At 67.0% G+C, this 24748-nt stretch carries 22 protein-coding genes; 21 read left to right on the top strand and 1 reads right to left on the bottom strand.

What is annotated here, in order from left to right; translation table 11 throughout:
• The first annotated feature begins 17 nt into the window (after positions 1-17).
• The 13 genes from ACEN9H_RS21930 to ACEN9H_RS21870 all read left to right on the top strand — a co-directional run bounded on the left by ACEN9H_RS21930 (position 18) and on the right by ACEN9H_RS21870 (position 16071).
• Positions 18-1106, top strand: coding sequence for a glycosyltransferase family 4 protein (locus ACEN9H_RS21930; RefSeq protein WP_413672068.1), 1089 nt, complete (start codon positions 18-20; stop codon positions 1104-1106).
• On the top strand, positions 1106-3064 hold the full coding sequence (locus ACEN9H_RS21925) for an alginate lyase family protein (protein ID WP_413672067.1): 1959 nt from the start codon (positions 1106-1108) through the stop codon (positions 3062-3064). The genes ACEN9H_RS21930 and ACEN9H_RS21925 overlap by 1 nt, the downstream gene beginning before the upstream one ends.
• Positions 3065-3098: 34 nt before the next feature.
• Positions 3099-4211: a non-hydrolyzing UDP-N-acetylglucosamine 2-epimerase gene (gene wecB, locus ACEN9H_RS21920; protein ID WP_413672066.1), complete on the top strand. Its 1113-nt coding sequence runs from the start codon at positions 3099-3101 to the stop codon at positions 4209-4211.
• 15 nt (positions 4212-4226) lie between these two features.
• On the top strand, positions 4227-4976 hold the full coding sequence (locus tag ACEN9H_RS21915) for a WecB/TagA/CpsF family glycosyltransferase (RefSeq protein ID WP_413672065.1): 750 nt from the start codon (positions 4227-4229) through the stop codon (positions 4974-4976).
• 137 nt (positions 4977-5113) lie between these two features.
• On the top strand, positions 5114-6112 hold the full coding sequence (galE, locus tag ACEN9H_RS21910) for a UDP-glucose 4-epimerase GalE (protein ID WP_056127067.1): 999 nt from the start codon (positions 5114-5116) through the stop codon (positions 6110-6112).
• Positions 6113-6130: 18 nt separating this feature from the next.
• Positions 6131-7297: a sugar phosphate nucleotidyltransferase gene (locus ACEN9H_RS21905; RefSeq protein WP_056127070.1), complete on the top strand. Its 1167-nt coding sequence runs from the start codon at positions 6131-6133 to the stop codon at positions 7295-7297.
• Complete coding sequence (locus ACEN9H_RS21900) at positions 7294-8712, top strand: mannose-1-phosphate guanylyltransferase/mannose-6-phosphate isomerase (protein WP_056127072.1); 1419 nt, start codon at positions 7294-7296, stop codon at positions 8710-8712. The genes ACEN9H_RS21905 and ACEN9H_RS21900 overlap by 4 nt, the downstream gene beginning before the upstream one ends.
• Before the next feature lie 196 nt (positions 8713-8908).
• Positions 8909-9622, top strand: coding sequence for a PEP_CTERM-anchored TLD domain-containing protein (locus ACEN9H_RS21895; protein ID WP_413672064.1), 714 nt, complete (start codon positions 8909-8911; stop codon positions 9620-9622).
• A 75-nt stretch (positions 9623-9697) separates the two neighbouring features.
• On the top strand, positions 9698-10726 hold the full coding sequence (locus ACEN9H_RS21890) for a TIGR03790 family protein (RefSeq protein WP_413672063.1): 1029 nt from the start codon (positions 9698-9700) through the stop codon (positions 10724-10726).
• A gap of 101 nt (positions 10727-10827) precedes the next feature.
• Complete coding sequence (locus ACEN9H_RS21885; RefSeq protein ID WP_413672062.1) at positions 10828-13815, top strand: ExeM/NucH family extracellular endonuclease; 2988 nt, start codon at positions 10828-10830, stop codon at positions 13813-13815.
• A gap of 14 nt (positions 13816-13829) precedes the next feature.
• Positions 13830-14390, top strand: a complete 561-nt coding sequence (locus ACEN9H_RS21880; RefSeq protein WP_413672061.1) for an NF038129 family PEP-CTERM protein — start codon at positions 13830-13832, stop codon at positions 14388-14390.
• A gap of 230 nt (positions 14391-14620) precedes the next feature.
• The gene (locus tag ACEN9H_RS21875; RefSeq protein ID WP_413672060.1) at positions 14621-15304 is read left to right on the top strand and encodes a winged helix-turn-helix domain-containing protein; all 684 of its coding nucleotides are present in this window, start codon (positions 14621-14623) and stop codon (positions 15302-15304) included.
• 2 nt (positions 15305-15306) lie between these two features.
• Complete coding sequence (locus ACEN9H_RS21870; protein WP_413672059.1) at positions 15307-16071, top strand: LuxR C-terminal-related transcriptional regulator; 765 nt, start codon at positions 15307-15309, stop codon at positions 16069-16071.
• Here the strand turns inward: ACEN9H_RS21870 and ACEN9H_RS21865 are convergent.
• Positions 16026-16286: a hypothetical protein gene (locus ACEN9H_RS21865; protein ID WP_056127085.1), complete on the bottom strand. Its 261-nt coding sequence runs from the start codon at positions 16284-16286 to the stop codon at positions 16026-16028. The genes ACEN9H_RS21870 and ACEN9H_RS21865 overlap by 46 nt on opposite strands.
• Positions 16287-16759: 473 nt before the next feature.
• On the opposite strand from ACEN9H_RS21865, the gene gspG reads away from it, so the two are divergent.
• The 8 genes from gspG to ACEN9H_RS21825 are packed head-to-tail and all read left to right on the top strand — an operon-like array spanning position 16760 to position 24744.
• Positions 16760-17203, top strand: a complete 444-nt coding sequence (gene gspG / locus ACEN9H_RS21860; protein WP_413672058.1) for a type II secretion system major pseudopilin GspG — start codon at positions 16760-16762, stop codon at positions 17201-17203.
• Positions 17204-17224: 21 nt separating this feature from the next.
• Positions 17225-18412, top strand: coding sequence for a type II secretion system F family protein (locus ACEN9H_RS21855; protein WP_413672057.1), 1188 nt, complete (start codon positions 17225-17227; stop codon positions 18410-18412).
• On the top strand, positions 18409-20100 hold the full coding sequence (locus ACEN9H_RS21850; RefSeq protein ID WP_413672056.1) for a GspE/PulE family protein: 1692 nt from the start codon (positions 18409-18411) through the stop codon (positions 20098-20100). The genes ACEN9H_RS21855 and ACEN9H_RS21850 overlap by 4 nt, the downstream gene beginning before the upstream one ends.
• Entirely contained in the window at positions 20093-20914 is an 822-nt protein-coding gene (locus ACEN9H_RS21845; RefSeq protein WP_082577445.1) for a hypothetical protein, read from the top strand. Before ACEN9H_RS21850 ends, ACEN9H_RS21845 begins: the two co-directional genes overlap by 8 nt.
• Positions 20911-21462, top strand: a complete 552-nt coding sequence (locus ACEN9H_RS21840; protein ID WP_413672055.1) for a PilN domain-containing protein — start codon at positions 20911-20913, stop codon at positions 21460-21462. The genes ACEN9H_RS21845 and ACEN9H_RS21840 overlap by 4 nt, the downstream gene beginning before the upstream one ends.
• Positions 21459-22046, top strand: a complete 588-nt coding sequence (locus ACEN9H_RS21835; protein ID WP_413672054.1) for a hypothetical protein — start codon at positions 21459-21461, stop codon at positions 22044-22046. Before ACEN9H_RS21840 ends, ACEN9H_RS21835 begins: the two co-directional genes overlap by 4 nt.
• Complete coding sequence (locus tag ACEN9H_RS21830) at positions 22043-22636, top strand: hypothetical protein (protein WP_413672053.1); 594 nt, start codon at positions 22043-22045, stop codon at positions 22634-22636. Before ACEN9H_RS21835 ends, ACEN9H_RS21830 begins: the two co-directional genes overlap by 4 nt.
• Positions 22633-24744: a secretin N-terminal domain-containing protein gene (locus ACEN9H_RS21825; RefSeq protein WP_413672052.1), complete on the top strand. Its 2112-nt coding sequence runs from the start codon at positions 22633-22635 to the stop codon at positions 24742-24744. Before ACEN9H_RS21830 ends, ACEN9H_RS21825 begins: the two co-directional genes overlap by 4 nt.
• Positions 24745-24748 lie beyond the last annotated feature (4 nt).

Genomic DNA, 24748 nt, shown 5'->3' with positions numbered 1-24748 from the left:
TGGAACGACCAGCACAGATGCGGACGAAGGCCCCGCCACGGGTCCTGATGGTCGGCACCGCGCTCGAAGGCAGGGGCGGGGTGGCCACAGTGGTGTCCGTGCTGCGCCGTCATGGCCTGTTCGAGCGCGAATCGGTGCGCTACGTGGCCACCCACCGCGAGGGTTCGCCGCTCGTGAAGGCGCAGGGCGCATTGGCCGGGTTCTGGCAGACGCTGGTCGCCTGCCTGGTGCGGCATCCGGCCGTCGTCCACGTGCACGCGGCGTCGCACGCCAGCTTCCTGCGCAAGTCGGTCGTGCTGCTGATCGCGCGCCTGGCCGGTTGCAAGACTATTTTCCACCTGCACGGCGGCGGCTTCCGCACGTTCGCCGCCGAGGAAGCGGGTTTCCTGCTGCGGCGCTGGATCCGCCACACGCTGGAAGCGAGTTCGCGCGTGATCACCCTGTCCGAAAGCTGGGCCCAGTTCGTGCACGCGTTCGCGCCGCGCGCCCGCGTGGCCGTCGTGCCGAATGCCGTGCCGCTGCCGGTGCTGCCGTCCATGGACGCCGCCGTGCCCGGCCGCATCCTGTTCCTGGGCCGGCTGGAAACGGCCAAGGGCGTGCATGAATTGCTGGAAGCGGGCGCCCGCATCGTGCGCGAAGCATCGGGCCCGACGCCGCTGCGTCTCGTGTTCGGCGGCGAGGGCGATGCGCAAGGGGTGCGCCGGCGCGCGGCCGAGCTGGGCATCGCCGAACGCATCGAGCTGCTGGGCTGGGTCGGGCCCGAGGCGCGCGACGCCGAGCTGGCGAAGGCCAGCGTGTTCTGCCTGCCTTCCCACGCGGAAGGCTTGCCGATGTCGATGCTGGAAGCGATGGCGGCGCGCAAGGCCGTCGTCGCGACGCACGTCGGCGGCATTCCCGAAACTCTGCGCGACGGCGACAACGGCCTGCTGGTGCCGCCGCGCGACGAACGGGCGCTCGCCAGGGCGCTTGCACGACTCCTGGGCGATACCGCCCTGCGCGACCGGCTGGCGGAACGTGCGCGCGCAACCATCGAACAACAATACTCAACCGAGGTAGTGTGCGGGCAATTGTCCGTAATCTACCGTGAACTGGCGGGGACACGATGATGAGCGAAGCGACAGGGATGGTCTGGCTGGTCAACCGATTGCGCTGCATGTCCGTGGCCGAGGTCGGCTATCGGATCCGGCAGGCGGCCGTTACGCGCGTGGCGAAACGCATGCGCGCCCGCGCCGCGCCGCCGCTGCCCCGGGCCCGCACGTTCAGTGTCCACGGGGCACCCACCTTGTCGCAGGCCGAGCGCGACGCGCTGCTGGCGGACGCCGACAGCATCTGCGCCGGCCACGTCGTCCTGTTCGCCAACCGCAGATTCGATGTCGGCATGCCGCCCGTGTGGAACCGCGATCCGGACAGCGGCGTCGTCGGACCCGCCATCTACGCGGGCGACATCACGATCACGAACCGCGAACAGGTCGGCGACATCAAGCACGTGTGGGAACTGAACCGCCACCTGCACCTCGTGCGCCTCGCGCAGGCGTGGGCCGTGACGAACGACGTCGCCTGGCTGCACGCGCTGCAGGCGCAGCTGCGCAGCTGGCTCGACCAGTGCCCGCCGCTCGTCGGCCCCAACTGGACGAGCTCGCTGGAACTGGGCATCCGCCTCATCAACTGGGGCCTCGTGTGGCAGATGATCGGCGGCGAAGGCAGCGGCCTGTTCGCGGGCGAGGAGGGCCAGCGCCTGCGCGCCGACTGGCTGGACAGCATACACGCGCACTGCACCGCGATCGCGCGGCATTTATCCCGCCATTCGTCGGCGAACAATCACCTGATCGGCGAACTGGCCGGCCTGTACGTGGGCGCGTCGATCTGGCCGTGCTGGAAGTCGTCGGGCGCGTGGCTGGAACAGGCGCGGCGCGAACTGGAGCACGAGGCGCAGGCGCAGTTCTCGCGCGACGGCGTGAACCGCGAGCAGGCGTTCGCGTACCACATCTTTTCGTCCGAATTCCTGTTTGTGGCGGGCCTCGTGGGCCAGGCCTGCGACCACCCATTCTCGCGCGCCTACTGGACCGCGTTGCTGCGCGCGCTGCGCTTCCTGCGCTCCGTGCGCGACCTGGAGGGCAACGTGCCGATGGTCGGTGACGCGGACGACGGCATCGTGTTCCGGCTGGATGCTCCCGGCAGCGACCGCGCCGAACAACTGCTGGCGCTGGGCGACGCCGTGCTGCGCCGCAGCCAGCCCACGCACCCCGGCGTGCGCTGGCTGCTGCACACCTTGCCCGGCAAGCGGCCGGAAGCGGATCCGCACGAGTCGGAGACGGGCTGGGCGTTCCCGGACGGGGGCTATTTGCTGTTCGGGTCGCACTTCGGCGAGCCCGGCGAGATCAAGGGCATGGTCGATTGCGGCCCGCTGGGCTATCTCGGCATCGCCGCGCACGGCCATGCCGACGCGCTGGCGCTGACCCTGTCCATCGGCGGCGAGGAGTGCCTCGTCGATCCCGGCACGTATTCGTACTGGCAGGAACCCAAGTGGCGCGACTATTTCCGCGGCACGTCGGCGCACAACACGGTACGCATCGACGGGCTCGACCAGTCGGTGTCCGGCGGGCGCTTCATGTGGCTGAAAAAGGCGCGGGCGTCCATTGAGCGCATGCCGCAATCGCCGCATGAATTCGATTTCCGCGGGTCGCACGACGGTTACGAGCGTCTCGCCGATCCCGTCCGGCACATGCGCAGTGTCCGGTTCGATGCGGCGAGCGCGACCCTGACGGTGCGCGACGAGATCGCCGCCAAGAAACATCACCAGGTCGAGCTGTTCTGGCATTTCGCGCCCGGCCTGGACGTGCGCCTGAACAGCGCCGGTTTGCACGTGCGGGGCAAGCGCTTCGCGCTGCAGATGCATGCGCATGGGGCCGACCTGAAGCTGGAACTGGTGCGCGGCAACGAAAATCCGCCGCTCGGCTGGTACTCGCGCTGCTATGAAAGCAGGCAGCCGTGCGACGTTCTGAAGATCAGCACCGTATCGTCCGCCGTTCCGGTCGAGTGCAAGTTTACAATAACGTTTTTCTAACAGCGTTTTTCCATAACTAAAGGGATTGTTTCAAATGCTCATCTATCTGGTCGCAGGTGCCCGCCCCAACTTCATGAAGATCGCGCCGATCGTGCGCGCGCTGCAGGCACGCGCGGATGCGCCGGCGTTCAAGATCATCCACACGGGGCAGCACTACGACCGCGAGATGAACGATGTGTTCTTCGAAGAACTGGGCATCCCGCAGCCGGACGTGTTCATGGCGGCAGGCGGCGGCAGCCACGCCCAGCAGACGGCCAAGATCATGATCGGCTTCGAAGAGCTGTGCCAGGGCGAGCGCCCGGACGCCGTGCTCGTCGTGGGCGACGTGAATTCGACGCTCGCGTGCTCGATCGTCGCCAAGAAACTCAATATCCCGGTCGCCCACGTCGAGGCCGGCCTGCGCAGCTTCGACATGGCGATGCCGGAGGAAATCAACCGTCTCGTCACGGACAGCATCTCCGACTGGTTCTTCGTCACGGAACCGTCGGCCGTGGAACACCTGCGCCGCGAAGGCAAGAAAGAGGACGCGATCCACTACGTCGGCCACGTGATGGTCGACAACGTGCTGTACCAGGCCGAGAAATTGAGCAGCGCGGATACATCCGCATTCGAGACGAGCGCGTGGAAGGCCGAACGCAAGAGCGCCGGCCAGCGCTACGGCGTGGTGACGCTGCACCGCCCGAGCAACGTCGACGATGCGGCCACGTTCGCGCGCATCGCCGGCGCGCTGAAGGAGATCGCCGCCGACCTGCCGCTGATCTTCCCCGTGCACCCGCGCACCCGCGCGAACATCGAGAAGTTCGGCATCGACCTCGGCCCGAACATCACCCTGGCTGGCCCGCAGGCCTATATGGCGTTCCTGAACCTGTGGAAGGACGCGGCCGTCGTGTTGACGGACAGCGGCGGCCTGCAGGAAGAAACGACGGCGCTGGGCGTGCCGTGCGTCACGATCCGCGAGAACACGGAACGCCCCGTGACCGTGGACGAAGGTTCGAATGTGCTGGCCGGCACCGACCCGGCCGCGATCCTCCTCGAGGCGCGCAAGATCCTGCGCGGCGAGGGCAAGCAGGGCCGCCGGCCGCACCTGTGGGACGGCAAGGCGGCGGAACGCATCGTGGGCGTCCTGACGAAGGAAATCCGCGGATAACGCCATGGAGTAGACATGAACGAGCGCATCACGCTGATGGGGTGCTCCATCGACAACCTGACGATGGAAGAGACATTGCAGACGGTCGAGGGCTTCATCCATAGCGGACGGCCCCATCAACACGTGGTGGTCAACGTCGACAAGCTGGTCAAGGCCAGCCGCGATCCGGAACTGCGCCGGATCATCAACGATTGCGCGCTCGTGAATGTCGACGGCATGCCGGTCGTGTGGGCGTCGCGCCTGCTGGGCCGGCCGCTGAAGGAACGGGTCGCGGGCTGCGACCTGTTCGAGGCGCTGATGCGGCGCGCGGGCGAGAAGGGTTGGCGCGTGTTCCTGCTCGGTGCCAAAGAGGAAGTGGTGAGCAAGGTGGCGTCCACGTACCGGCACAGATACCCGAACCTGGTGCTGGCCGGCTACCGCAACGGTTACTGGAAGGGCGAGGCGCAAGAAGCGGACGTGGTCGAGCAGATCCGCGCCGCGCGCCCCGACCTGTTGTTCGTGGCGATCAGTTCGCCCAAGAAGGAGCAGTTCCTTGGCCGCTGGCAGGCCGAGATGAAGGTGCCGTTCGCCATGGGCGTCGGCGGGACCTTCGACGTGGCGATCGGACACGTCAAGCGCGCCCCGCTCTGGATGCAGAAGTCCGGGCTGGAATGGTTCTACCGTTTCCTGCAGGAGCCGCGCCGTATGTTCCGTCGGTATTTTATCGAGGACATGGCCTTCATCTGGCTGTTCCTCAAGGAGTTGAAGTTGAAGGGCGCACGATAGCGTCCACGAGGTTGTAGTACACCAAAACACCAGACAGGGATGGCGCGGGAGGAGTCCCGCGCCGACAACATAACGATGCGCGCCGGCTCAAGGAATGGGCACGGCGGCGGCAACACTTTTAAGAAAGAAGAGCATTCATGAAGATTCTCGTTACTGGCGGCATGGGTTACATCGGTTCGCACACCGTCGTGGAACTGCAGAACGCCGGCCACGACGTGGTCGTGTACGACAACCTGTACAACGCGGTGCGTTCCGTGCAAGACCGCGTGCAAAAGATCACCGGCAAGCCTTTCGAATTCGTCGAAGGCGACATCCGCGACCGCGCGGCCATGGAAGCCGTGTTCGGTGCACACAAGATCGATGCCGTGATCCACTTCGCCGGCCTGAAGGCGGTCGGCGAATCGGTGGCGCAGCCGCTGCGCTACTACGACAACAACGTCTACGGCAGCGTCGCGCTGTTCGAGACGATGGCCAAGTTCGGCTGCAAGACGCTCGTGTTCTCGTCGTCGGCCACCGTGTATGGCGATCCGGCCTCGGTGCCGATCAAGGAGGACTTCCCGCTGTCGGCCACCAATCCGTATGGCCGCAGCAAGCTGATGATCGAAGACATCCTGCGCGATGTGTTCAAGGCCGAGCCGGACTGGCGCATCGCCCTGCTGCGCTATTTCAACCCGGTCGGCGCCCATGAAAGCGGCCTGATCGGCGAGGAGCCGAACGGCATCCCCAACAACCTGGTGCCGTACATCGCCCAGGTCGCCAACGGCCAGCGCGAAAAGCTGTCCGTGTTCGGCGGCGACTACCCGACGCCGGACGGCACCGGCATGCGCGACTACATCCACGTCGTCGACCTGGCCATCGGCCACGTCAAGACCCTGGACAAGCTGGCACAGGGTGCCGGCCTGCACACGTACAACCTCGGCACCGGCAATGGCAACAGCGTGCTGGAAATGGTGCATGCCTTCGAGAAGGCCTGCGGCAAGCCGATTGCCTACCAGATCGTTGACCGTCGCCCCGGCGACATTGCCAAGTGCTACGCCGACCCGACGAAAGCGCGCGAGGAACTCGGTTGGACCGCGCAGCGTGACATCGCTCAGATGTGCGCTGATTCCTGGCGCTACCAGACTACCCCAAAATAAACGTATGAGGACCGAACCATGAAAGCGATGATTCTTGCAGCAGGCAAAGGTACGCGTGTACGTCCGTTGACCTATGACCTGCCGAAACCGATGATCCCCGTGCTGGGCAAGCCCGTGATGGCCTACCTGATCGAGCACCTGCGCAAGCACGGCGTGACCGAGATCATGGTGAACGTCAGCCACCTGCACGAAAAGATCGAGGAATACTTCGGCGAGGGCGAGCAGTACGGCGTCCAGATCGGCTATTCCTTCGAAGGCTACACGAAGGAAGACGGCGAAGTCGTCGCCGTGCCGATCGGTTCGGCCGGCGGCATGAAGAAGATCCAGGAATTCGGCGGCTTCTTCGACGACACGACCATCGTCCTGTGCGGCGACGCGCTGATCGACCTGGACCTCAAGGCTGCCCTGGCGGAGCATCGCCGCAAGGGTGCCATGGCGTCCGTCATCACGAAGGAAGTCCCGTGGGACAAGGTGTCGAGCTATGGCGTCGTCGTGACCGACCAGAATGGCCGCATCACCCAGTTCCAGGAAAAGCCGAAGCAGGAAGACGCGCTGTCGAACTTCATCAGCACCGGCATCTACATCTTCGAACCGGAAGTGATCGACCTGATTCCATCGGGCGTGGAGTTCGACATCGGTTCCCAACTGTTCCCGCTGCTGGCCGAAAAGGGCATGCCGTTCTATGCCCAGGGCCGGCCGTTCAACTGGCTGGACATCGGCAGCGTGAGCGATTACTGGGAAGTGCTGCAGAACGTGCTGACTGGTGAGGTCAATCATATGGATGTGCCGGGCATCCAGATCGAGCCCGGCCTGTGGACCGGCCTGAACACGAGCATCGACTGGCGGGGCACGACGATCAAGGGCCCCGTCTACATCGGTTCCGGCGTCAAGATCGAGGCCGGCGCCACGATCATCGGCCCCACGTGGATCGGCCACGGCAGCCACATCTGCGAGGGTGCCGAGGTCGTCCGCAGTGTGCTTTTCGAGTACACTCGCGTGCTGAACGACGTGACATTACATGAAATGATCGTTTTCAAAGACTACAGCATCGACCGTGCCGGGGAGATGAAGCATTCCTCCGAGTACAGCTCGTCGGAGTGGCTGAACGCGCGCGACCGTCGCCGCAGCCGGCGCACAGAGCAGGCCGAAGAAACAGACAAGACATTAGAGAAAGCCAACGCATGAAAATTTACCCAGTCATCCTCTCCGGCGGTGCCGGTACCCGTTTGTGGCCGCTGTCGCGGGCAGTGATGCCCAAGCAGCTGCTGCCGCTGGTGACGGACAAGACGATGCTGCAGGAAACCGCGCTGCGGGTCCGCGGCTGGCCGGGGTTGATGGCGCCGCTGGTGGTGTGCGGCAACGAGCACCGCTTCCTCGTGGCCGAGCAGCTGCGCGGCGTCGGCATCACGCCGCACGGCATCCTGCTCGAGCCGGCGGGCCGCAACACGGCCCCGGCCGTGGCAGCCGCGGCGGCCTTCCTGAAAGCGCAGGATCCGGACGCCGTGATGCTCGTGCTGCCGGCCGACCACGTGATCGAAAAGAACGAAGCGTTCCGTGTTGCCGTGGAACGCGCGGCGGCGCAGGTGGAGCAGGGCGCGCTGGCCACGTTCGGCATCGTGCCGAGCGCCCCGGAAACGGGCTACGGCTACATCCGCCGCGGCGAACCGCTGCCGGGCTGCGACGACTGCTACAAGATCGAGCGCTTCGTCGAAAAGCCGGACCGCAACACGGCCGAAGGCTTCGTCGCCGACGGCGGCTTTTACTGGAACAGCGGCATGTTCATGTTCCGTGCCGACCGCTTCCTGGCCGAGATCGGGAAGCATGCGCCGACGATCGCCGAGGCTGCCGGCGCCGCCGTGCAGTCGGCCTACCGCGACCTGGACTTCTGCCGCCTGGACGAAGCCGCGTTCGCCGCGAGCCCGTCCGATTCGATCGACTACGCGGTGATGGAACACACGCGCGACGGCGTCGTCGTCGCGGCCGACATCGGCTGGAGCGACGTCGGTTCCTGGTCGGCGCTGGCCGACGTGCAGGACAAGGATGCCAACGGCAATGCGATCCGCGGCGACGTCTACCTCGACAGCACGAGCAACACGCTCGTGCGCGCCGAGAGCCGCATCGTGGCCGTCGTGGGCGTGAAGGACCTCGTCGTCGTCGAGACGAACGATGCCGTGCTCGTCGCGCACAAGGACATGGTCCAGCGCGTGAAAAACGTCGTCGACCACCTCAAGGGCAACGAGCGCACGGAACACCTGTACCACACGAAGGTGTACCGTCCGTGGGGCTATTACGAAGGCATCGACGCGGGCGACCGCTTCCAGGTCAAGCGTATCTGCGTGAAGCCGGGCGAAAAGCTGTCGCTGCAGATGCACCACCACCGCGCCGAGCACTGGATCGTCGTGTCCGGCACGGCCCGCGTCACGTGCGGCGACAACGTCACCCTGCTGTCCGAGAACGAGTCCACGTACATCCCGATCGGCATGACGCACCGCCTGGAAAACCCGGGCAAGCTGCCGCTGCACCTGATCGAAGTGCAGTCGGGCAGCTACCTCGGCGAGGACGACATCGTCCGCTTCGAAGACATCTACAAGCGCGCCTGACCTGCTGCGCGTTGCGGCTTTGGCCTGCGATGCTCGCTGTACGTCAGTACAGCTGCGCTTCTCGGGCTGCGCGCCCCGGCCAATCCGCTGCCGCTCGCGACGGTCAGGTGTTGATGTGTTTTCCCCAGGTCTACAGTGCGTATGGCCGCGCGCATGCGGCATACAATGCATCGTCGAAACCCATCGGGGAAACATCATGAAGATGAAGACGATCATCGCGGCATGCGCGCTCGCCGGCGTCGGCGGCACGGCGGCGGCAGGCGATATCATCGGCGGATCTGCTCTGCTGGACGCGGACAGCCACGCCCAGCTCGAACGCTGGCTCGGCGCCGGCGAATTCAACCTCAACAATGTGTACACCCTGCGTCCCGGCGATACGTCGGACGCCTTCCATGCCGGCGCGGACGAAAAGGGGGCGACCTTCACCCTGTTCGACGTGACGAACGACGCCGGCGCGAGCTACCTCGTGGGCGGCTACAACCCGCAGGGCTGGGCCTCAAGCGAAGGCTGGCACGAGACCCAGCGCGACTGGCAGCGCACGGCCTTCCTGTTCAACATGACGACCCCGGCCGTGTACCGGCAAGTCCTCACCGACTACGTGCTGCCGAGCCAGGGCTTGCGCCAGACGTACAACGAGGCCGGCTACGGTCCCATCTTCGGTTCCGGGCCGGACCTGTACGTCAACGACGCGTTGACGGCGGCCACGTCGTGGCAACTGAGCTATGGAAATCCGGCGAACGAAGGCTACAGCATCATCGACGGCAGCCTGCACGGCGAGATCGTGAAGCTGAATGCGCTGGAAGTGTTCGCGATTTCGCCCGTGCCGGAGCCCAGGAACGTCGCGATGCTGCTGGCGGGCATCTGCATCCTCGGCGTTACCATGCGCAAGCGTACGCTAAGCCGTTCCTAAGTTGTTTGCCTTGCAAGCTGTGGCATGATGAACGGGAGCCTCGCGCTCCCGTCTTTCATTACGTTGCCACTGCCTATGATCCGGATCCCGAGACTCTGCCTCTTCCTGCTCCTCGCCGCCGTCCTGACGGCACCGGCCCGCGCCCAGTTCGTCAGCGCTTCCAACCTCCAGCCGGATCAGCTGGCGATCGTCATCAACGATGCCGAGCCGAACAGCATCAAGGTCGGCGAGTACTACCGCAAGCGGCGCGGCATTCCGGCGGCCAATGTCGTGCACGTGCGCATTCCAGGCAAGCCGCACGAGATCAGTCCGGAACGCTTCGCGCAATTGAAGGAAGAGATCGACGCGCACCTGCGGCCCGAGGTGCAGGCCGTGCTGATGGTATGGACGGCGCCGTACAAGGTCGCGTGCAATTCGATCACGGGCGCCTACAGCCTCGGGTTCGATCCCGACCAGTGCATCAAGACGTGTTTGCCGGGGCGGCCGAGCCCTTACTTCAATTCCAGTTCTCCCCGTCCCTACACCGACCTGAACATCCGCATCTCGATGCTGCTGCCGACGGACTCCGTGGAGCAGGCGAAAGCCCTCATCGACCGCGGCGCCGGCGCGGGTTTCCGGATCGTGCCGGCCACGGCCTACTTCCTGGCGACGTCGGAAAAGGCGCGCAATTCCCGCGCGCAGTTCTTCCCGCCAGCCGGCAGGATCGCCGCGCGCAAGCTGGCGACGAAGACGATGCAGGCCGACGTGCTGGACGGCGCGCAGGACGTCATGATCTACGAGACGGGCATGGCCGAGGTCGCCAAACTGGACACGCTGCACTTCCTGCCCGGCGCGCTGGCGGATCACCTGACGTCGCTGGGCGGCGACCTGCTCGGCGGCGAGCAGATGAGCAGCCTGCGCTGGCTGGAAGCGGGCGCGACCGCCAGTTACGGCACCGTCAGCGAGCCCTGCAACCACTGGCAGAAGTTCCCGAATCCGGCGGTGCTGCTCAAGCACTATGTGCAGGGCAATAGCGCAATCGAGGCCTACTGGAAGAGCGTCGCCTGGCCCACGCAGGGCCTGTTCATCGGCGAACCCTTGGCTGCGCCCTACCGCAAGCGCTGATTGGTCCGTTCGGACTAATCCGTGGTCATGATGTTGTCAATTTGTGCATTTAATATACATTTGTTAAGTGTTGCATTGACAAATCATTTCCAGGATAACCCATGACACATTTGCATTCTCCAGGACGCATGACCGTGCTGGCCGCGCTGCTGGCCGGCCTGTCCGCCCCCGTGTTCGCCGCGCCGGGCGGCGTCGTCATCAGCCAGGTCTACGGCGGCGGCGGCAATTCCGGCGCCACCTACAAGAACGATTACATCGAGCTGCTGAACACGGGCGACACGGCCGTCACGCTGACGAACTGGAGCGTGCAATACGCGTCGGCCACGGGGACGACGTGGCAGGTGACGAAGCTGCCCGCCAGCGTCACGCTGGCCGCCGGCCAGTACTACCTCGTGCACGAGGCGCTGGGCAGCGGCGGCACGGATGCGCTGACGCCGGACGCCACCGGCACCATCCCGATGAGCGCGACGGCCGGCAAGGTCGCGCTCGTCAACTCGATCACGGCACTGGCGGGCGGCAAGCCGGTCGACAACGTCGTCGACCTCGTCGGCTTCGGCACCACCGCCGGGTATTACGAAGGCTCGGGCGCGACGCCGGCGCCGTCGAACACGCTGGCCGTGATTCGCAAGAACAATGGGTGCCTGGACTCCAACGACAATAGCAGCGACTTCGTCACCGGCGCAGCAAGCCCGCGCACCACGGCCAGCGAACGCGTGTCGTGCAGCGGCGGACCGCTGCCGCAGCCGATCGTGCTGGCCTGCCCGGGCAGCGTGGGCATCGACGTGGGCACCGGCACGACCGCGCCGCTGCAGGCGAGCGACGCCGACAGCCTCGTCGACAAGGCCGCCATCAGCAAGGGCGCCGTGTCCGGCATCAGCCTGACGGGCTTCACGCCGGCCACGGCCGATAACCGTACGGCGACCGCGACCCTGGTCGTCGACGCGAGCCTGCCGGCCGGCACGTACCCGGTCGAGATCACGTTCGGCAACGACGCGAGCCAGACCGCGAGCTGCACCGTCAACGTGGCCGTCAGCGGCCTCGTCAAGATCCCGCAGATCCAGGGCAGCGGCCTGGCGAGCCCGTACGTGAACACGGTGCAGACGACGTCCGGCGTCGTCACGAAGAAACTGGGCAGCGGCTTCTACATCCAGGACCCGCAGGGCGACGGCGACCCGGACACGTCCGACGCGATCTTCGTGTTCGGTGCCTCGACCGCAGCCGCGGTGAACGAAGGCGACCTCGTGCGCGTGACGGGCACCGTGACGGAGTTCACGCCGAACGGTGCGAAACGCTCGTACACGGAACTGAAGGACGTCAGCGCCGCCACGGTCCTTGGCAGCGGCAACACGATCCAGCCCGTCAACATCGACCTGCCGACCGAGCTGAGCCACTACGAAGGCATGCTCGTGCGCTTCACGAATCCGCTGACCGTCAACGGCAACAGCTACCTGGGCGACCGCGGCGAACTGGTGCTGGCCAACGGCCGCCGCGAGACGCCGACGAACCGCTACCGCGCCGGCACGCTTGACGCGAACGCGTTGATCGCCGCCAACGCGCAGAACATGGTGGTCCTGGACGACGGCATCTTCACCGTGCCGCCGCACATCCCTTACCTCGCTGCCGACAAGACCGTGCGCGCGGGCGATACGGTGACGGACCTCGTCGGCGTGCTCGACTTCGGCGCCATCGGCGGGGGCGGCGGCTGGTACAAGCTGCAACCGACCGAGACGCCCGTGTTCAGCCGCACGAACGCACGCGAGGATGCGCCGACCGTCGTCGCGGGCAATGTCCGCGTGGCCAGCGCCAACGTGCTGAACTTCTTCACGACGTTCACGGACGGCACCGACGCATGGGGCCGCACGGGGCAGGGCTGCACGATCGGCTCGTCCGCACCGTCCAGGAGCAATTGCCGCGGCGCCGACAAGCTGGCCGAGTTCAACCGCCAGCGCGACAAGATCGTCAATGAATTGAAAGCGATGAACGCGGACGCCGTCGGCCTGATGGAAATCCAGAACAACGGCGACATCACGGTGAGCTACCTCGTGGACGCGCTGAACCAGGCGATCGGCGCGCCCACGCCGACGTACGCCTACGTGGCGAAACCGGCCGCGACGGGCACGGACGCGATCCGCGTGGCGATGATCTACAAACCGGCCGTGCTGACGCCGGTGGGCGGCGCGCTGTCGGACGGCGACGCCGTCAACAACCGTCCGCCGATGGCCCAGACGTTCAAGGTCAACGCGAACGGTGCGAAGTTCTCGCTGATCGTCAACCACCTGAAGTCGAAGGGCAGCTGCGGCGGCGCGGGTGCCGGCGACACGGACAGCGGCGACGGCCAGGGTTGCTGGACCGCCACCCGCGTGCTGCAGGCCAAGCGCCTGTTCACCTACTTTATCCCGACCGTCGTGGCCGCCGCGGGCGATCCGGACGTGCTCGCCGTGGGCGACTTCAACGCGTACGGCCATGAAGACCCGATCGCGTACCTGACGGACAATGGCATGGTCAACGAGCTGGAGCGCTTCGTGCGGCCGAACGGCGCGCCATATTCGTACGTGTTCGACGGCCAGAGCGGCTACCTCGACCACGCGCTGGCCAGCAGCGCCCTCGACCCGCAGGTGGCCGGCGTGACCGAGTGGCACAACAATGCGGACGAGCCGGATGCGATCGACTACAACCTCGGCGACACGGCCGACGACCCGTACGTAAACAATCCGTTCCGCGCGTCCGACCACGATCCGGTCGTCGTGAGCCTGAACCTGGCGCCGGCCTACGCCGACGTCACGGCCAGCGTGAAGATCGTGCCGGGCACGCTCGGTTACAACCGCGTCACCGGTAAATTCAGCGGCAACGTGACGTTCACGAACACGAGCGGCGCGGCGCTGTCCGGCCCGCTGCAATACGTGCTGCAGGGCCTGCCGGCCGGCGTCACGCTCGATAACAGGAGCGGCGCTTTCAACGGCGCGCCCTACGTGACCTTGCCGGGCACGACCCTCGCACCGGGCGCGGCCGTGACCGTGGCGCTGACCTTCACGAACCCGTCGAAGACGAGCATCACGTTCACCTCCAAACTGTATTCCGGCACCTTTTGATTGAGAGACCGCACATGATGAACCTGAAAACCTTCTTCTCCCGCGCGCTGCTGGCGCTGTCCCTGCTGGCCGGCGCGGCGAGCGCGAACCCGGTCTACCACGTGGCCCTCGACACGACGGGCACGAGCGGCGACGGCTACATGCAGATCGACTTCCTGCCGTTCGCCACGAGCGACGTGCTGACGGCGACGATCAGCGGCCTGGACGGGGCTTTCACGGGCACGCCGTCGCTCGACAACGTGGTGCAATCGGGCGGTTCGTACACGTTCTCGAGCGACGCGTTCTCGGAGTTCTTCCAGTCGATCACGCTGGGCGGCAAATTCGGCTTCGACGTGACGTTCGGCGGCGTGCCGACGGACGGCGGCAGCATCGGGCTGTCGGTCAGCCTGCTCGACAGCGTGGGCGACTACCTGTCGTTCCAGGCGGCGCAGATCAGCCTGGTGGCGGGGGAGCCGGCGGCGATTGCCGTCGATCCCGGCTTCGCGACCGTGAATCCGGTGCCGGAGCCGGCAGACTGGTTGATCGTTGCGACCGGCCTGGCCTTGCTGGGGGCGATGCAGCGGCGCCGCGCCTGACCTGCAGCCGCAAAACCGTCGTCCCTGCGAAGGCAGGGACCCAATTCAGCGTCGCCGGACCGTATGCAAAATTGGGCGGGATAGCGCCAGTGGCGCTATCCCGCCTTCGCGGGAACGACGGGGTGTTGATTTATTCGCTAAACATATGAATTCCAGATAGAAATCATATTGTTCATCGGACTTTGCTTAGTGCATATTCGTTCCTGTTGTCGCCGAGACAAGGATCTTATATGCGCGCACATGTCCTCGTGGTGGACCCCGACCCGGCCGTCCGCCAGCTGCTGGAACTGAACCTGACCCGTGCCGGCCACGACGTCCGCCTGTGCGCGGACGCCGAGTCGGCGCTCGTCCTGCTCGACGATGCCGTCCCCGACATGCTGCTGCTGGAATGGGACCTGCCCGGCCAGTCGGGCGAAGCGCTGATCCGGCGCCTGCACGCGCAGGCGCGCACGCGCGGGATCGCCATCATCATGGTGTCCGCGCGCGCAGGGGAGCACGACAAGATCCTCGCGCTGGAGGCCGGGGCCGACGACTACCTGACGAAACCGTTCAACCCGCGCGAACTGCTGGCCCGCATGCAGGCCGTGCTGCGCCGGCGTGCGCCGCATGCGTCCGTCGACGCCGTACAGATGGCGGGCCTGCACCTCGATCCGTACACGCAGCGCGTGGTGGCCGGGGCGAGCCCCATCGCGCTGGGGCCCGTCGAATTCCGTTTACTAAACTTCCTCATGCACCATCCGGAGCGGGTGCACACCCGCTCGCAATTGCTGGACAAGGTCTGGGGCCGGCACGCCGTGCTGGAGGAGCGCACCGTCGACGCCCACGTGGGCCGCCTGCGCCACGCGCTGCAGCCGAGCGGTCACCAGGAGCATATCGAAACGGTGCGCGGCACCGGCTACCGCTTCGTCGCCTGACCGTGGACCCCGTCGTCATCCTCAGCCGCCAGGAGCAGGAATACCTGCTGTGCGCCATCGAGTCCGGCCTGCGCGTGGCCGGCCCGCACCAGTTCTTCCTGTGGACCCAGGGCCAGGTGCAGGCGTTGCTGCCGCACCGGGTGCTCGTGTGCCTGCAATTCGGCCATGGCGGCGCGCTGGCGCGGGTGGAATGCCTGCACGGCACCGTGCTGGCGCCGGGGGCGCAGCAGGCGTTGACCGATCTGGCGCTGCGCATCGCGCGCGCTGGACGGCTGGCAGCGGCGATCGACGCGCACGAGGCGCCGGACGGCCTGGGCGACGAGATCCTGCGGCTGGGGTTCGACAACGTCCTTGCGCATGGCACGGGGCCGACGAGCGCCGGGGGCAGCGTGTTTTTAATGTTCGGCCTGGCGGCGCGGCCGACGGCGCGTCACGCGTATTTCCTGGAGCTGCTGCTGCCGCACCTGCACCTGGCGCTGGGACGGCTGCCGGTGGCGCGGACGGCCGTGGACGGGGCGCCGGCACGTGCGCTCTCCGCGCGCGAGACCGAAATCATCGGCTGGCTGCGGGCGGGGAAGAGCAATGACGAGGTGGGGAGGTTGCTGGGGATCAGTGCGCTGACCGTCAAGAACCATTTGCAGCGGATTTACCGCACGCTCGGCGTCAACAACCGGGCGCATGCGCTGGCGCGCTGCATGGATTTACGGCTGCTGGAGCGTGATCAGGACTGCGGTGCGTCGGCGGCGGCGCGGCGCATGGCTTCGTAGCGGTAGGCTTCGGCGTTCGCGTCGATGATGCGCAGGCCCTGGCAGCCATCGGCCGCGCAATCCGGGGCGGGCGAGTTGGCCGAGGCGACCTGGGCGGCGCTGCCGGTCATCGCGGCGGTCTGGACCGGCTGGTCGATCTGGGCGCCACTGCCGCAGGCGGCGAGCAGGGTGGCGAGGGTGACGGCGACAGCGGTACGGAAAGCGGAGATTTTCATGATTCAAGGCAACGCAAAACTCATCGATGCGTCACTGTAACCTCGGTTTTTCCGTGGCTCAATATTTTTGTTGTTAATTTCGTGCAAATATTATCTTTTCGAAAGATTTTCGCGTGGAAATAAACGACGATAAGCGATGATGTGAGGAAATATCCTCAAAGAAACTTTAAATGCATCAGAGGAAAAATCGCGTAAAAACCACATAAATCTTTCTTCAATTAACGAAAAATCATAAAGGATTTCACACAGATAACGGGGTATGCTAGGCAGTCCGTCATCCCCGACCCCAGGGATGGGAGGACGATTGCTGTAACAGTGTTCAGGCAAGCAGAACGCGGTTAAAATTTTGCGAACAAGAAATCCGTTCGCGAATTCCACCGACGATCGATGCGGGAAAATGATTTGTCGCCATGACGGGGCCATGGTAGCCTTCACGCAAGGCTTTACACTAAAGCAATAGAGGAGTCGGTTGGATGTATCGTGTGCAGAACCAGGACACCGCCGCGCGGGTCCGCCAGGCTGGTTTTACCCTGCTTGAACTCTTGGTAGTTATCGTTATCATCGGTTTGCTGGCGGCTTACGTCGGCCCGAAATATTTCTCCCAATTGGGCAAATCCGAGGTCACGGTCGCCAAGGCCCAGATCGAAGCGTTCGAAAAATCGCTGGACACGTACCGCCTCGACGTCGGCCGCTATCCGACGACGGAGGAGGGCCTGGCCGCGCTGCTCACGGCGCCGTCGACGGCGTCCGGCAAGTGGAACGGTCCGTACCTGAAGAAGGGTGTCCCGCTCGATCCGTGGGGCCACGCCTACCAGTACCGCGCGCCCGGCACGAAGGGCGAGTATGAAATACTCTCGCTCGGCAAGGACGGCCAGCCGGGCGGCGAAGGCGAGAACGCCGACCTCAGCTCTCAATAACGCCTCCCGCCTGTCGCTCCCATGCAGTTCGCGGTTCGCACCCTTGCGCCCGACATGCGCATCGCCAGCGTGCTCGTCGACGCCCTCGACGAGGCGGACGCGCGCCGCCAGGTCGAGGCGCGCGGGCTGTTCGTCAGCGCGATCGAACCCGTGCAGGCGCCGCTGCTGCGCCGCCAGCGCGGCGGCAAGCTGTCGCTCGTGCTGTTCAGCCAGGAGCTGCTCGCGCTGCTGACGGCGGGCCTGGGCATCGTCGAAGGCCTGGAAGCGCTGCTGGAAAAGGAAACCAGCCCCGCCACGCGCAGCGTGCTGGAACGGCTGCTGGCCGGCCTGCGCGAAGGCAAGCGGCTGTCGGCCGTGATGGCCGCGCAGCCCGCGCTGTTCCCGCCGCTCTACGTGGGCATCGTGCGCGCGGCCGAGGGGACCAGCGACCTGCCGCGCGCGCTCGAACGCTATATCGAATACCAGCAGCGCATCGACACCGTGCGGGCCAAGGTCGTCAGCGCGTCCATCTACCCTGCGATCCTGCTGCTCGTGGGCGGCGGCGTGAGCATTTTTCTGATGTCGTACGTCGTGCCGCGCTTCGCCGAGGTGTACCAGGGCGCGGGCCGCAACCTGCCGTGGATGTCGCGCCTGATGCTGGACTGGGGCCAGTTCGCGGGCCGGCATGCGGGGGGACTCTTCATCGGCTTCGCCGCCTTCGTCGCATTGGCCGCCTGGGCGATCCGGCGTGCCCTGAAACAGGGCGGCGCCGCGCGCCTGCTGGCCACGCTGCCCGGCATCGGCGAGCGCGCCCGCATCTATGAACTTTCGCGCCTGTACCTCACGCTGGGCATGCTCAACGAAGGCGGCATCACGCTCGTGAACGCGATCGACACCGTGCAGGGCATGGTATCGCCCGGTATCGCCGGCGGCCTGAAAGCGGCGCGCGCCGCGATCGAGGCGGGACGGCCGATGTCCGACGCGTTCGAGGCGAACGGCCTGACGACGCCGATCTCGCTGCGCATGCTGCGCGTGGGCGAGCGCACGGGCTCGATGGGCACGATGCTCACGCGTTCGGCCGCGTTCTACGACGGCGAGATCGGCCGCTGGATCGACCGTTTCACCCGTACTTTCGAACCCCTGCTGATGGCGGCCATCGGCCTCGTCGTCGGCGCCATCGTCGTCCTGTTGTACATGCCCATTTTCGACCTCGCCGGAGACATGTCGTGAACGCGCCGCTCGCCTCCCTGGATGCCGCATTGCTGGCGCGCGCGCGCGCGCAGAGCCGGCAATCGCGCCGTTCCCTCGTTGAAGAGCTGCAGGGCCTGTCGGGCCTGGAGCCGCGCGAGATCGTGCGCCTGCTGGCCGAGCCCTTCGGCCTGTCGACGATGGAAACGCCGGAGATGTTCGGCCAGCAGCCCGCGTTCGACCTGCTGCCGCTGGCGCAGGCGCTCGCGCGCCACTGCGTGCTGCTGCGCGACGATGCGAAACACCTGACGGGCGTGATCGCGGATCCGTTCGACCTCGACCTGCAGACGTGGCTGCAGGCGCAGGCCGGCGCGACGGCGGCGTCTCCGCTGCACCTGCGCCTCGCGCTGCAATCGGACATCCAGGCCTATCTCGGCAAGCACGAGGAATCCGCGCGCGCCGTCGACACGCTCGTCGGCGACAGCGGGGAGGGGCGCCGCGACGGCAAGAGCGCGACGGTGCTGTCGTTCGCGTCCGTGTCGGAAGCCGCGAGCCCCGCCGTCAAGCTCGTGAACTCGACCTTGTACGACGCCTTGAAGGCCGGCGCCTCCGACATCCACCTGGAGAGCACCGCGGGCGGACTCGCCGTGAAATACCGCGTGGACGGCGTGCTGGATCACGCCACGTCCGTCGGCGGCATCGAGCTGGCTGAGCACATCATCTCGCGTTTGAAGGTGCTGGCGGAGCTGGACATCGCCGAGCGCCGCATCCCGCAGGACGGCAGCTTCCGCGTCGAGTCGGCCGGGCGCGAGATCGACCTGCGCGTGTCGATCATGCCCAGCATCCACGGCGAGGATGCCGTCATCCGTATCCTCGACAAGCGCGCGATGATCGAAGCCTACGGCTCGCTCACGCTGGAAGCGCTGGGCTTCGACGCGCCGTCGCTGGCGACGCTGCGCATGCTCGCGCAGGAGGCGTACGGCATGCTGCTCGTGACGGGACCGACGGGCTCCGGCAAGACGACGACCTTGTACGCGGCGCTGACCGAGATCCACAACGGCCGCGAAAAGATCATCACGATCGAGGACCCCGTCGAATACCAGCTGCCGGGCATCCTGCAGATTCCCGTCAATGAAAAGAAGGGGCTGTCGTTCGCGAAGGGCCTGCGCTCGATCCTGCGCCACGACCCGGACAAGATCATGGTCGGCGAGATCCGCGACCGCGAGACGGCGGAGATCGCGGTGCAGTCGGCGCTGACGGGCCACCTCGTGCTGACGACGGTCCACGCCAACAACGTGTTCGACGTGTTCGGCCGCTTCACGCACATGGGCATCGACCCGTACGCGTTCGTGTCGGCGCTGAACGGTATCTGGGCCCAGCGCCTGATCCGCATGAACTGCCCGCGCTGCATGGTCCAGTACACGCCTTCCGACGACGAACTGGCGTCCGCGCACCTGACGCGCGCCGACGTGCACGACTATCAATTCATGCACGGCCTGGGGTGCGGCGATTGCCGCGGCACCGGCTACAAGGGCCGCCGCTCGATCGCCGAGATCCTGACCTTGAACGACGAAATCCGCGAGCTGATCGTCGACAAGCAGCCGATCCGTCGCATCAAGGCCGCCGCCGCCGCCAACGGCACGCGCAGCCTGCGTCTCGCGGCGCTGGATCTCGTGAAACGCGGGGCCACCACCATCGAGGAAATCCGGAGGGTCACGCTGCATGCTTAATGGTTTCAAGTCGAGCTTCGGCCAGTCGCTGCGCATCGGCATCGCGCCGGACGCGCTGGCGCTCGTGCGCACCAGCATCTGGCCGCACGAGCGCGCGCGCCTGCTCGGCCAGGTGGCGGCGACGGGCGCCGATCCGGTGTCGCTCGGCGCGGCGCTGGGCATGCTGCTGGGCGAGCATGACGTGGCCGGCCTGCCGGTGACGGTCGTGCTGGCCGACGACCTCGCGCGCCTGTGGCAGGTGACGCCGCCGCAAGGCGCGACGCGCCTGGCCGACCTGGAAGCGGCGGCCATGCTGCGCTACCAGGCGCTGTTCGGTGCCGGCGTGTCCGGGTGGCGCATCAGCGCGGACTGGGATGCCGCGCGCCCGTTCCTCGCGGCCGCGGTGCCGTTGTCCCTGCTCGAACAACTGACGACGGCCGCAATCTCCCAGCGTTTCAGGCTGGTCGAGATCGTGCCGCAATTCGTCGCCGCGTTGAACCAGCACCGCCGCGTGCGCCGCGCGGGCGCGTGGTTCGGCGTCGTGCACGGCGGCGTGTTGAGTGTTGCCGCGTTCGACGGCGACCTGCTCGCGGCCGTGCGCACCGCGCCGATTCCCGCGGGCGCGGACCGCGACTGGCTCGAGGGCCACGTGGCGCGCGAGGCCCTGCGCGTGGGCCTGTCGCGGCCGGAGCGCCTGCAGATCTGCGGCCCGGCGCCGAAGGGCTGGGCGAGCAGCGCGGGCCGGCTGAAATTCGCCTGCACGCTGTTCGAGGACGAAACCGATCCGCTGTGGCCCGATTGCGCGCGGCTCGCGCTGACGGGGAGGGCGCCATGAAGAAGGTCCGCATCGATTTCGCGCCGCCCAGCCTCGCGCGCACGTGGCACCGCGCGCCGCGCGGGACGTGGAGCCTGTTGCTTGCCGCTCTGGCACTGGCGGGGCCGCTCGCGAGCACTGTCGCGCAATACCGCAGCCTGCAGCGCCTGGAAGCAGAGCGGACGGCGCAGGTCGCGCAGGCGCAGGCACGCGCCGTCGCGCGCGCACCCGTCCCCGCGCCCGCGCGCACGGTGCCGCCCGCGCAGGCCGGTGCCGTGAACGCGTCCGTGCAGCAGCTGAACCTCCCGTGGCGCGGCCTGCACGACGCCGTCCAGGCGGCGACGCCCGCCACCATCGCGCTGCTGGCGCTGGAACCGGACGCCAGGAAGAGCAGCGTGCGCATCACGGCGGAAGCGAAGAGCAGCGACGACATGATCGCCTACGTCGAGGCGCTGCAGCGCGTCGAGTGGTTCACGACCGTCCTGCTGGCGCGCCACGAGATCAACGAACAGGACGCGAACCGGCCGATCCGCTTCCAGATCGATGCGCAGTGGAGGTCCGCGCGATGAAGACGACCTTGACGTCGCCGCTGCTGCGCCTGCGCCTGATGCTGCTGCGCGCGAATCCGCTCGTGGCGGCGACCGGCATCCTCGTGTTCGTGATGGCGGGCGCGCTGGCGTGGACGCTGCATGCCGTGTGGGCGATGGAACGGGCGCAGGAAGCACGCGCAGCGCAGGCGAAACAGCAGGCGCAGGCAGCCCCCGCGCCCGCACCTGCATCCGCGCCGGCACCCGTGCCCGTGCAGGCCCCGGACAACCTCGCCGCCTTCTACGGCGCACTGGGCGTGCGCGGCAGCGCCGAGCAGCAGGTCAAGACGCTGTTCGGCCTCGCGACCAAGTCGGGCCTCGTGCTGCGCCAGGGCGAGTACAAGCCTGGCTATGACCGCAACGCGAAGGTGTACACGTACCAGGTCAACCTGCCGGTGAAAGGAAGCTACGCGGCGATCTGGCAGTTCGCGATGGCGGCGCTGCGCACGATTCCGTTCGCTTCGCTGGACGAGATCACCTTCCACCGCGACGCCATCGGCGACGCGACGGTGGACGCGCGCCTGAAGCTGACCTTGTACCTGCGCGACGGGACGGATCCGTCATGAAGAAGGCCGACATCAAGCCGCGCCACGCGATCCTCGCGCTGGCCCTCGTCGGCGCCGCGCTGCTGGCCACGTTCGGCGACCGGTCGCCGGAAGGCGACATCGCCGAGCCGGCCGAGCGTCCCGTCGCGAAGGCGGCGCTCGTGCGCACGGCCGCGCCGGCACCGGTGTCCGTCGTGCCGGCGGCCAGGGCCGGCGATGCGCCCGCGGGACAGCAGATCCTCGCGCTGGTGCCGCGCGACACGCTGATCGGGGACGGCGACGCCGCGTTCGGCCAGGGGCAGAACGGCGCCGGTCCGTTCGGGCGCCAGGACTGGACGCCGCCGCCCCCGCCGCCGCCGCCGCCGCAACCCGCGCCGCCGCCACCGCCGCCCACCGCGCCGCCGCTGCCGTTCACCTTCATCGGCAAGTCCGTCGGCGACGGCGCCTGGGAAGTCTACCTGGCGCGCGGCGACCGCACGTACGTCGTGCGCGACAAGGGTGCCGTGATCGACGGGACGTACCGCGTCGAGTCCATCGCGCCGCCGGTCCTGACCCTGACCTACCTCCCGCTGAACCAGGTTCAGCAGCTCAATATTGGAGTATTCGATTGATCGCTCGCCCAACTCTGGCCCGGCGCCTGCTCCCGGCGCTGCTCGCCATCCTGCTGTCCGGCTGCGCGGCCCAAATGGCCTACCGCGAAGGGAACGAGCTCGTGGCCCAGGACAAGGTCGAGGCCGGGCTCACCAAGTACCAGGAAGCGTTGGCCGCCGATCCGGCCAACGTCCAGTACAAGTCCGCGTACCTGCGCGCCCGCGACGCCGCCACGAACCGCCTGCTGCCGCAGGCCGACCGTGAACTGGCCGACGGCAAGGTCGACCTGGCCGTGGCGGACTACCGGCGCGTGCTGGCGATCGATCCGCTCAACGACCGCGCCCGCGCCGGCCTGCGCCAGGTGGATGCCGACCGCCGCCACGGCGTGTTGATGGGCGAAGCGCGCGCCGCGCTGGACCGCAAGGATTACGACGCGGCGAAAACCAAGCTGACCGCCATCCTGACGGAGCGCCCGACGCACGAACCGGCGCGCCAGTTGCTGGCCGAGGTGAACGAAAAGATCGCGGCGAATTCGCCCGAGGCGGCGCTGGCGGCCGCGTTCCGCACGCCCATCAACCTGGAATTCCGCGACGCCCCGATCAAGCAGATCTTCGAAGTCATCGCGCGTCACTCGGGCCTGAACTTCCTGTTCGACAAGGACGTCAAGACGGACCAGCGCGCGTCGGTCTTCCTGAAGAACAGCACGGTGGAAGCGGCCGTGTACTACCTCCTGATGACGAACCAGCTGGAGCGCCAGGTCATGGACGGCAACACGATCCTGATCTACCCGAACATCGCGGCCAAGCAGAAGGAATACCAGGAGATGACGGTGAAGACCTTCTACCTGGCCAATGCGGACGCGAAGTCCATCGGCAACACGCTCAAGACGATCCTGAAATCGAAGGACGTCGTCGTGGACGAGAAGCTCAACCTCGTGATCCTGCGCGACACGCCGGAAGCCGTGAAGCTGGCGTCGCAGCTCGTGGCGCTGCAGGACGTGCCGGAGGCCGAGGTGATGCTGGACGTCGAGGTGCTGGAAGTGCAGCGTAACCGCCTGCTCGACCTGGGCATCGACTGGCCCACGAGCCTGGCGTTCGCGCCGCTGACGTCGGCGGCCGGCGGCGCGATCACGATCGACCAGCTGCACCACCTGGACAGCACGACGATCGGCGTGACCGGTATCGCCGGTTCGATCACCGCCAGCAAGACGGACGGCGACTCCGACACCCTGGCCGCGCCCCGCATCCGCGTGCGCAACAAGGAAAAGGCCAAGGTCGTCATCGGCGACAAGCTGCCGACCATCACGACGACCATCTCGTCGGGCGTGGGCGGCTTCGCGTCCGAGTCCGTGAACTACGTCGACGTGGGCCTGAAGCTGGACGTCGAGCCGACGATCTACCTGAACAACGAGGTGGGCATCCGCATCTCGCTGGAAGTCAGCAACCTGGTCGACACGGTCACGACGAAGGGCGGCACGACGGCGTACCGCATCGGCACGCGCTCGGCGTCCACGATGCTGCAGCTGAAGGATGGCGAGAACCAGGTGCTGGCGGGCCTGATCAAGAACGAAGACCGCTCCAGCAGCACGAAGCTGCCGGGTATCGGCGACCTGCCGATACTGGGCCGGTTGTTCGGCAGCCAGCAGGACACGCGCAACAAGACCGAGGTCGTGCTGTCGATCACGCCGCACCTGATCCGCACCCTGCAGCGCCCGCCGGCATCGAGCTCCGAATTCAGCGCCGGCACGGAATCCAGCTTCCGGCGCCGTCCCGACACGAACGTGCGCACGCCGGTGCAGATTCCGGCGCAGGGTGCGCGCGCGGCGCCGGCCGCTGCGCCCGCGCGCCCGCCGGCGCCGCCCGCCGGCGCCGTGCAGCCGCCCGCCGCGCAGTCGCAACCGCAGCCGCCGGCGCCGTTGCCCGTGATTGGCGAAACCGGCATGGTGCCGGCCACCAGCGTCGGCAGGACCGGCACGCTGCCGCCCGCGCCGGCCTCCAGCTCGCCGTCGGAACTGCCGTCCGCGCCGGCGATCGACATCACGCCGCTGCCGCAGCCGGAGGTCACGCCCGTGCAGCCGGCCGCCAACCGCGTGCCGGCGTCGCAGGCCGCGTTCCCGAACCAGAAGTAAGCGT

The sequence above is a fragment of the Massilia cellulosiltytica genome (assembly GCF_047325105.1).
GTDB lineage: Bacteria > Pseudomonadota > Gammaproteobacteria > Burkholderiales > Burkholderiaceae_D > Telluria > Telluria orientalis.
Note: the sequence above shows the minus strand (reverse complement) of the source record. Positions and strands in the feature narration are given on the sequence as shown.

Excerpts from the sequence above, each read along its gene's own strand:
- ACEN9H_RS21880 (WP_413672061.1), top strand. The coding sequence starts at position 13,830 with ATGATGAACCTGAAAACCTTCTTCTCCCGCGCGCTGCTGGCGCTGTCC.
- ACEN9H_RS21830 (WP_413672053.1), top strand. The coding sequence starts at position 22,043 with ATGAAGAAGGCCGACATCAAGCCGCGCCACGCGATCCTCGCGCTGGCC.
- wecB (WP_413672066.1), top strand. The coding sequence starts at position 3,099 with ATGCTCATCTATCTGGTCGCAGGTGCCCGCCCCAACTTCATGAAGATC.
- ACEN9H_RS21835 (WP_413672054.1), top strand. The coding sequence starts at position 21,459 with ATGAAGACGACCTTGACGTCGCCGCTGCTGCGCCTGCGCCTGATGCTG.
- ACEN9H_RS21875 (WP_413672060.1), top strand. The coding sequence starts at position 14,621 with ATGCGCGCACATGTCCTCGTGGTGGACCCCGACCCGGCCGTCCGCCAG.
- ACEN9H_RS21840 (WP_413672055.1), top strand. The coding sequence starts at position 20,911 with ATGAAGAAGGTCCGCATCGATTTCGCGCCGCCCAGCCTCGCGCGCACG.
- ACEN9H_RS21845 (WP_082577445.1), top strand. The coding sequence starts at position 20,093 with ATGCTTAATGGTTTCAAGTCGAGCTTCGGCCAGTCGCTGCGCATCGGC.
- ACEN9H_RS21905 (WP_056127070.1), top strand. The coding sequence starts at position 6,131 with ATGAAAGCGATGATTCTTGCAGCAGGCAAAGGTACGCGTGTACGTCCG.
- ACEN9H_RS21885 (WP_413672062.1), top strand. The coding sequence starts at position 10,828 with ATGACACATTTGCATTCTCCAGGACGCATGACCGTGCTGGCCGCGCTG.
- ACEN9H_RS21865 (WP_056127085.1), bottom strand. The coding sequence starts at position 16,286 with ATGAAAATCTCCGCTTTCCGTACCGCTGTCGCCGTCACCCTCGCCACC.
- ACEN9H_RS21890 (WP_413672063.1), top strand. The coding sequence starts at position 9,698 with ATGATCCGGATCCCGAGACTCTGCCTCTTCCTGCTCCTCGCCGCCGTC.
- gspG (WP_413672058.1), top strand. The coding sequence starts at position 16,760 with ATGTATCGTGTGCAGAACCAGGACACCGCCGCGCGGGTCCGCCAGGCT.
- ACEN9H_RS21900 (WP_056127072.1), top strand. The coding sequence starts at position 7,294 with ATGAAAATTTACCCAGTCATCCTCTCCGGCGGTGCCGGTACCCGTTTG.
- ACEN9H_RS21930 (WP_413672068.1), top strand. The coding sequence starts at position 18 with ATGCGGACGAAGGCCCCGCCACGGGTCCTGATGGTCGGCACCGCGCTC.
- ACEN9H_RS21855 (WP_413672057.1), top strand. The coding sequence starts at position 17,225 with ATGCAGTTCGCGGTTCGCACCCTTGCGCCCGACATGCGCATCGCCAGC.
- ACEN9H_RS21915 (WP_413672065.1), top strand. The coding sequence starts at position 4,227 with ATGAACGAGCGCATCACGCTGATGGGGTGCTCCATCGACAACCTGACG.
- ACEN9H_RS21925 (WP_413672067.1), top strand. The coding sequence starts at position 1,106 with ATGAGCGAAGCGACAGGGATGGTCTGGCTGGTCAACCGATTGCGCTGC.
- ACEN9H_RS21895 (WP_413672064.1), top strand. The coding sequence starts at position 8,909 with ATGAAGATGAAGACGATCATCGCGGCATGCGCGCTCGCCGGCGTCGGC.
- galE (WP_056127067.1), top strand. The coding sequence starts at position 5,114 with ATGAAGATTCTCGTTACTGGCGGCATGGGTTACATCGGTTCGCACACC.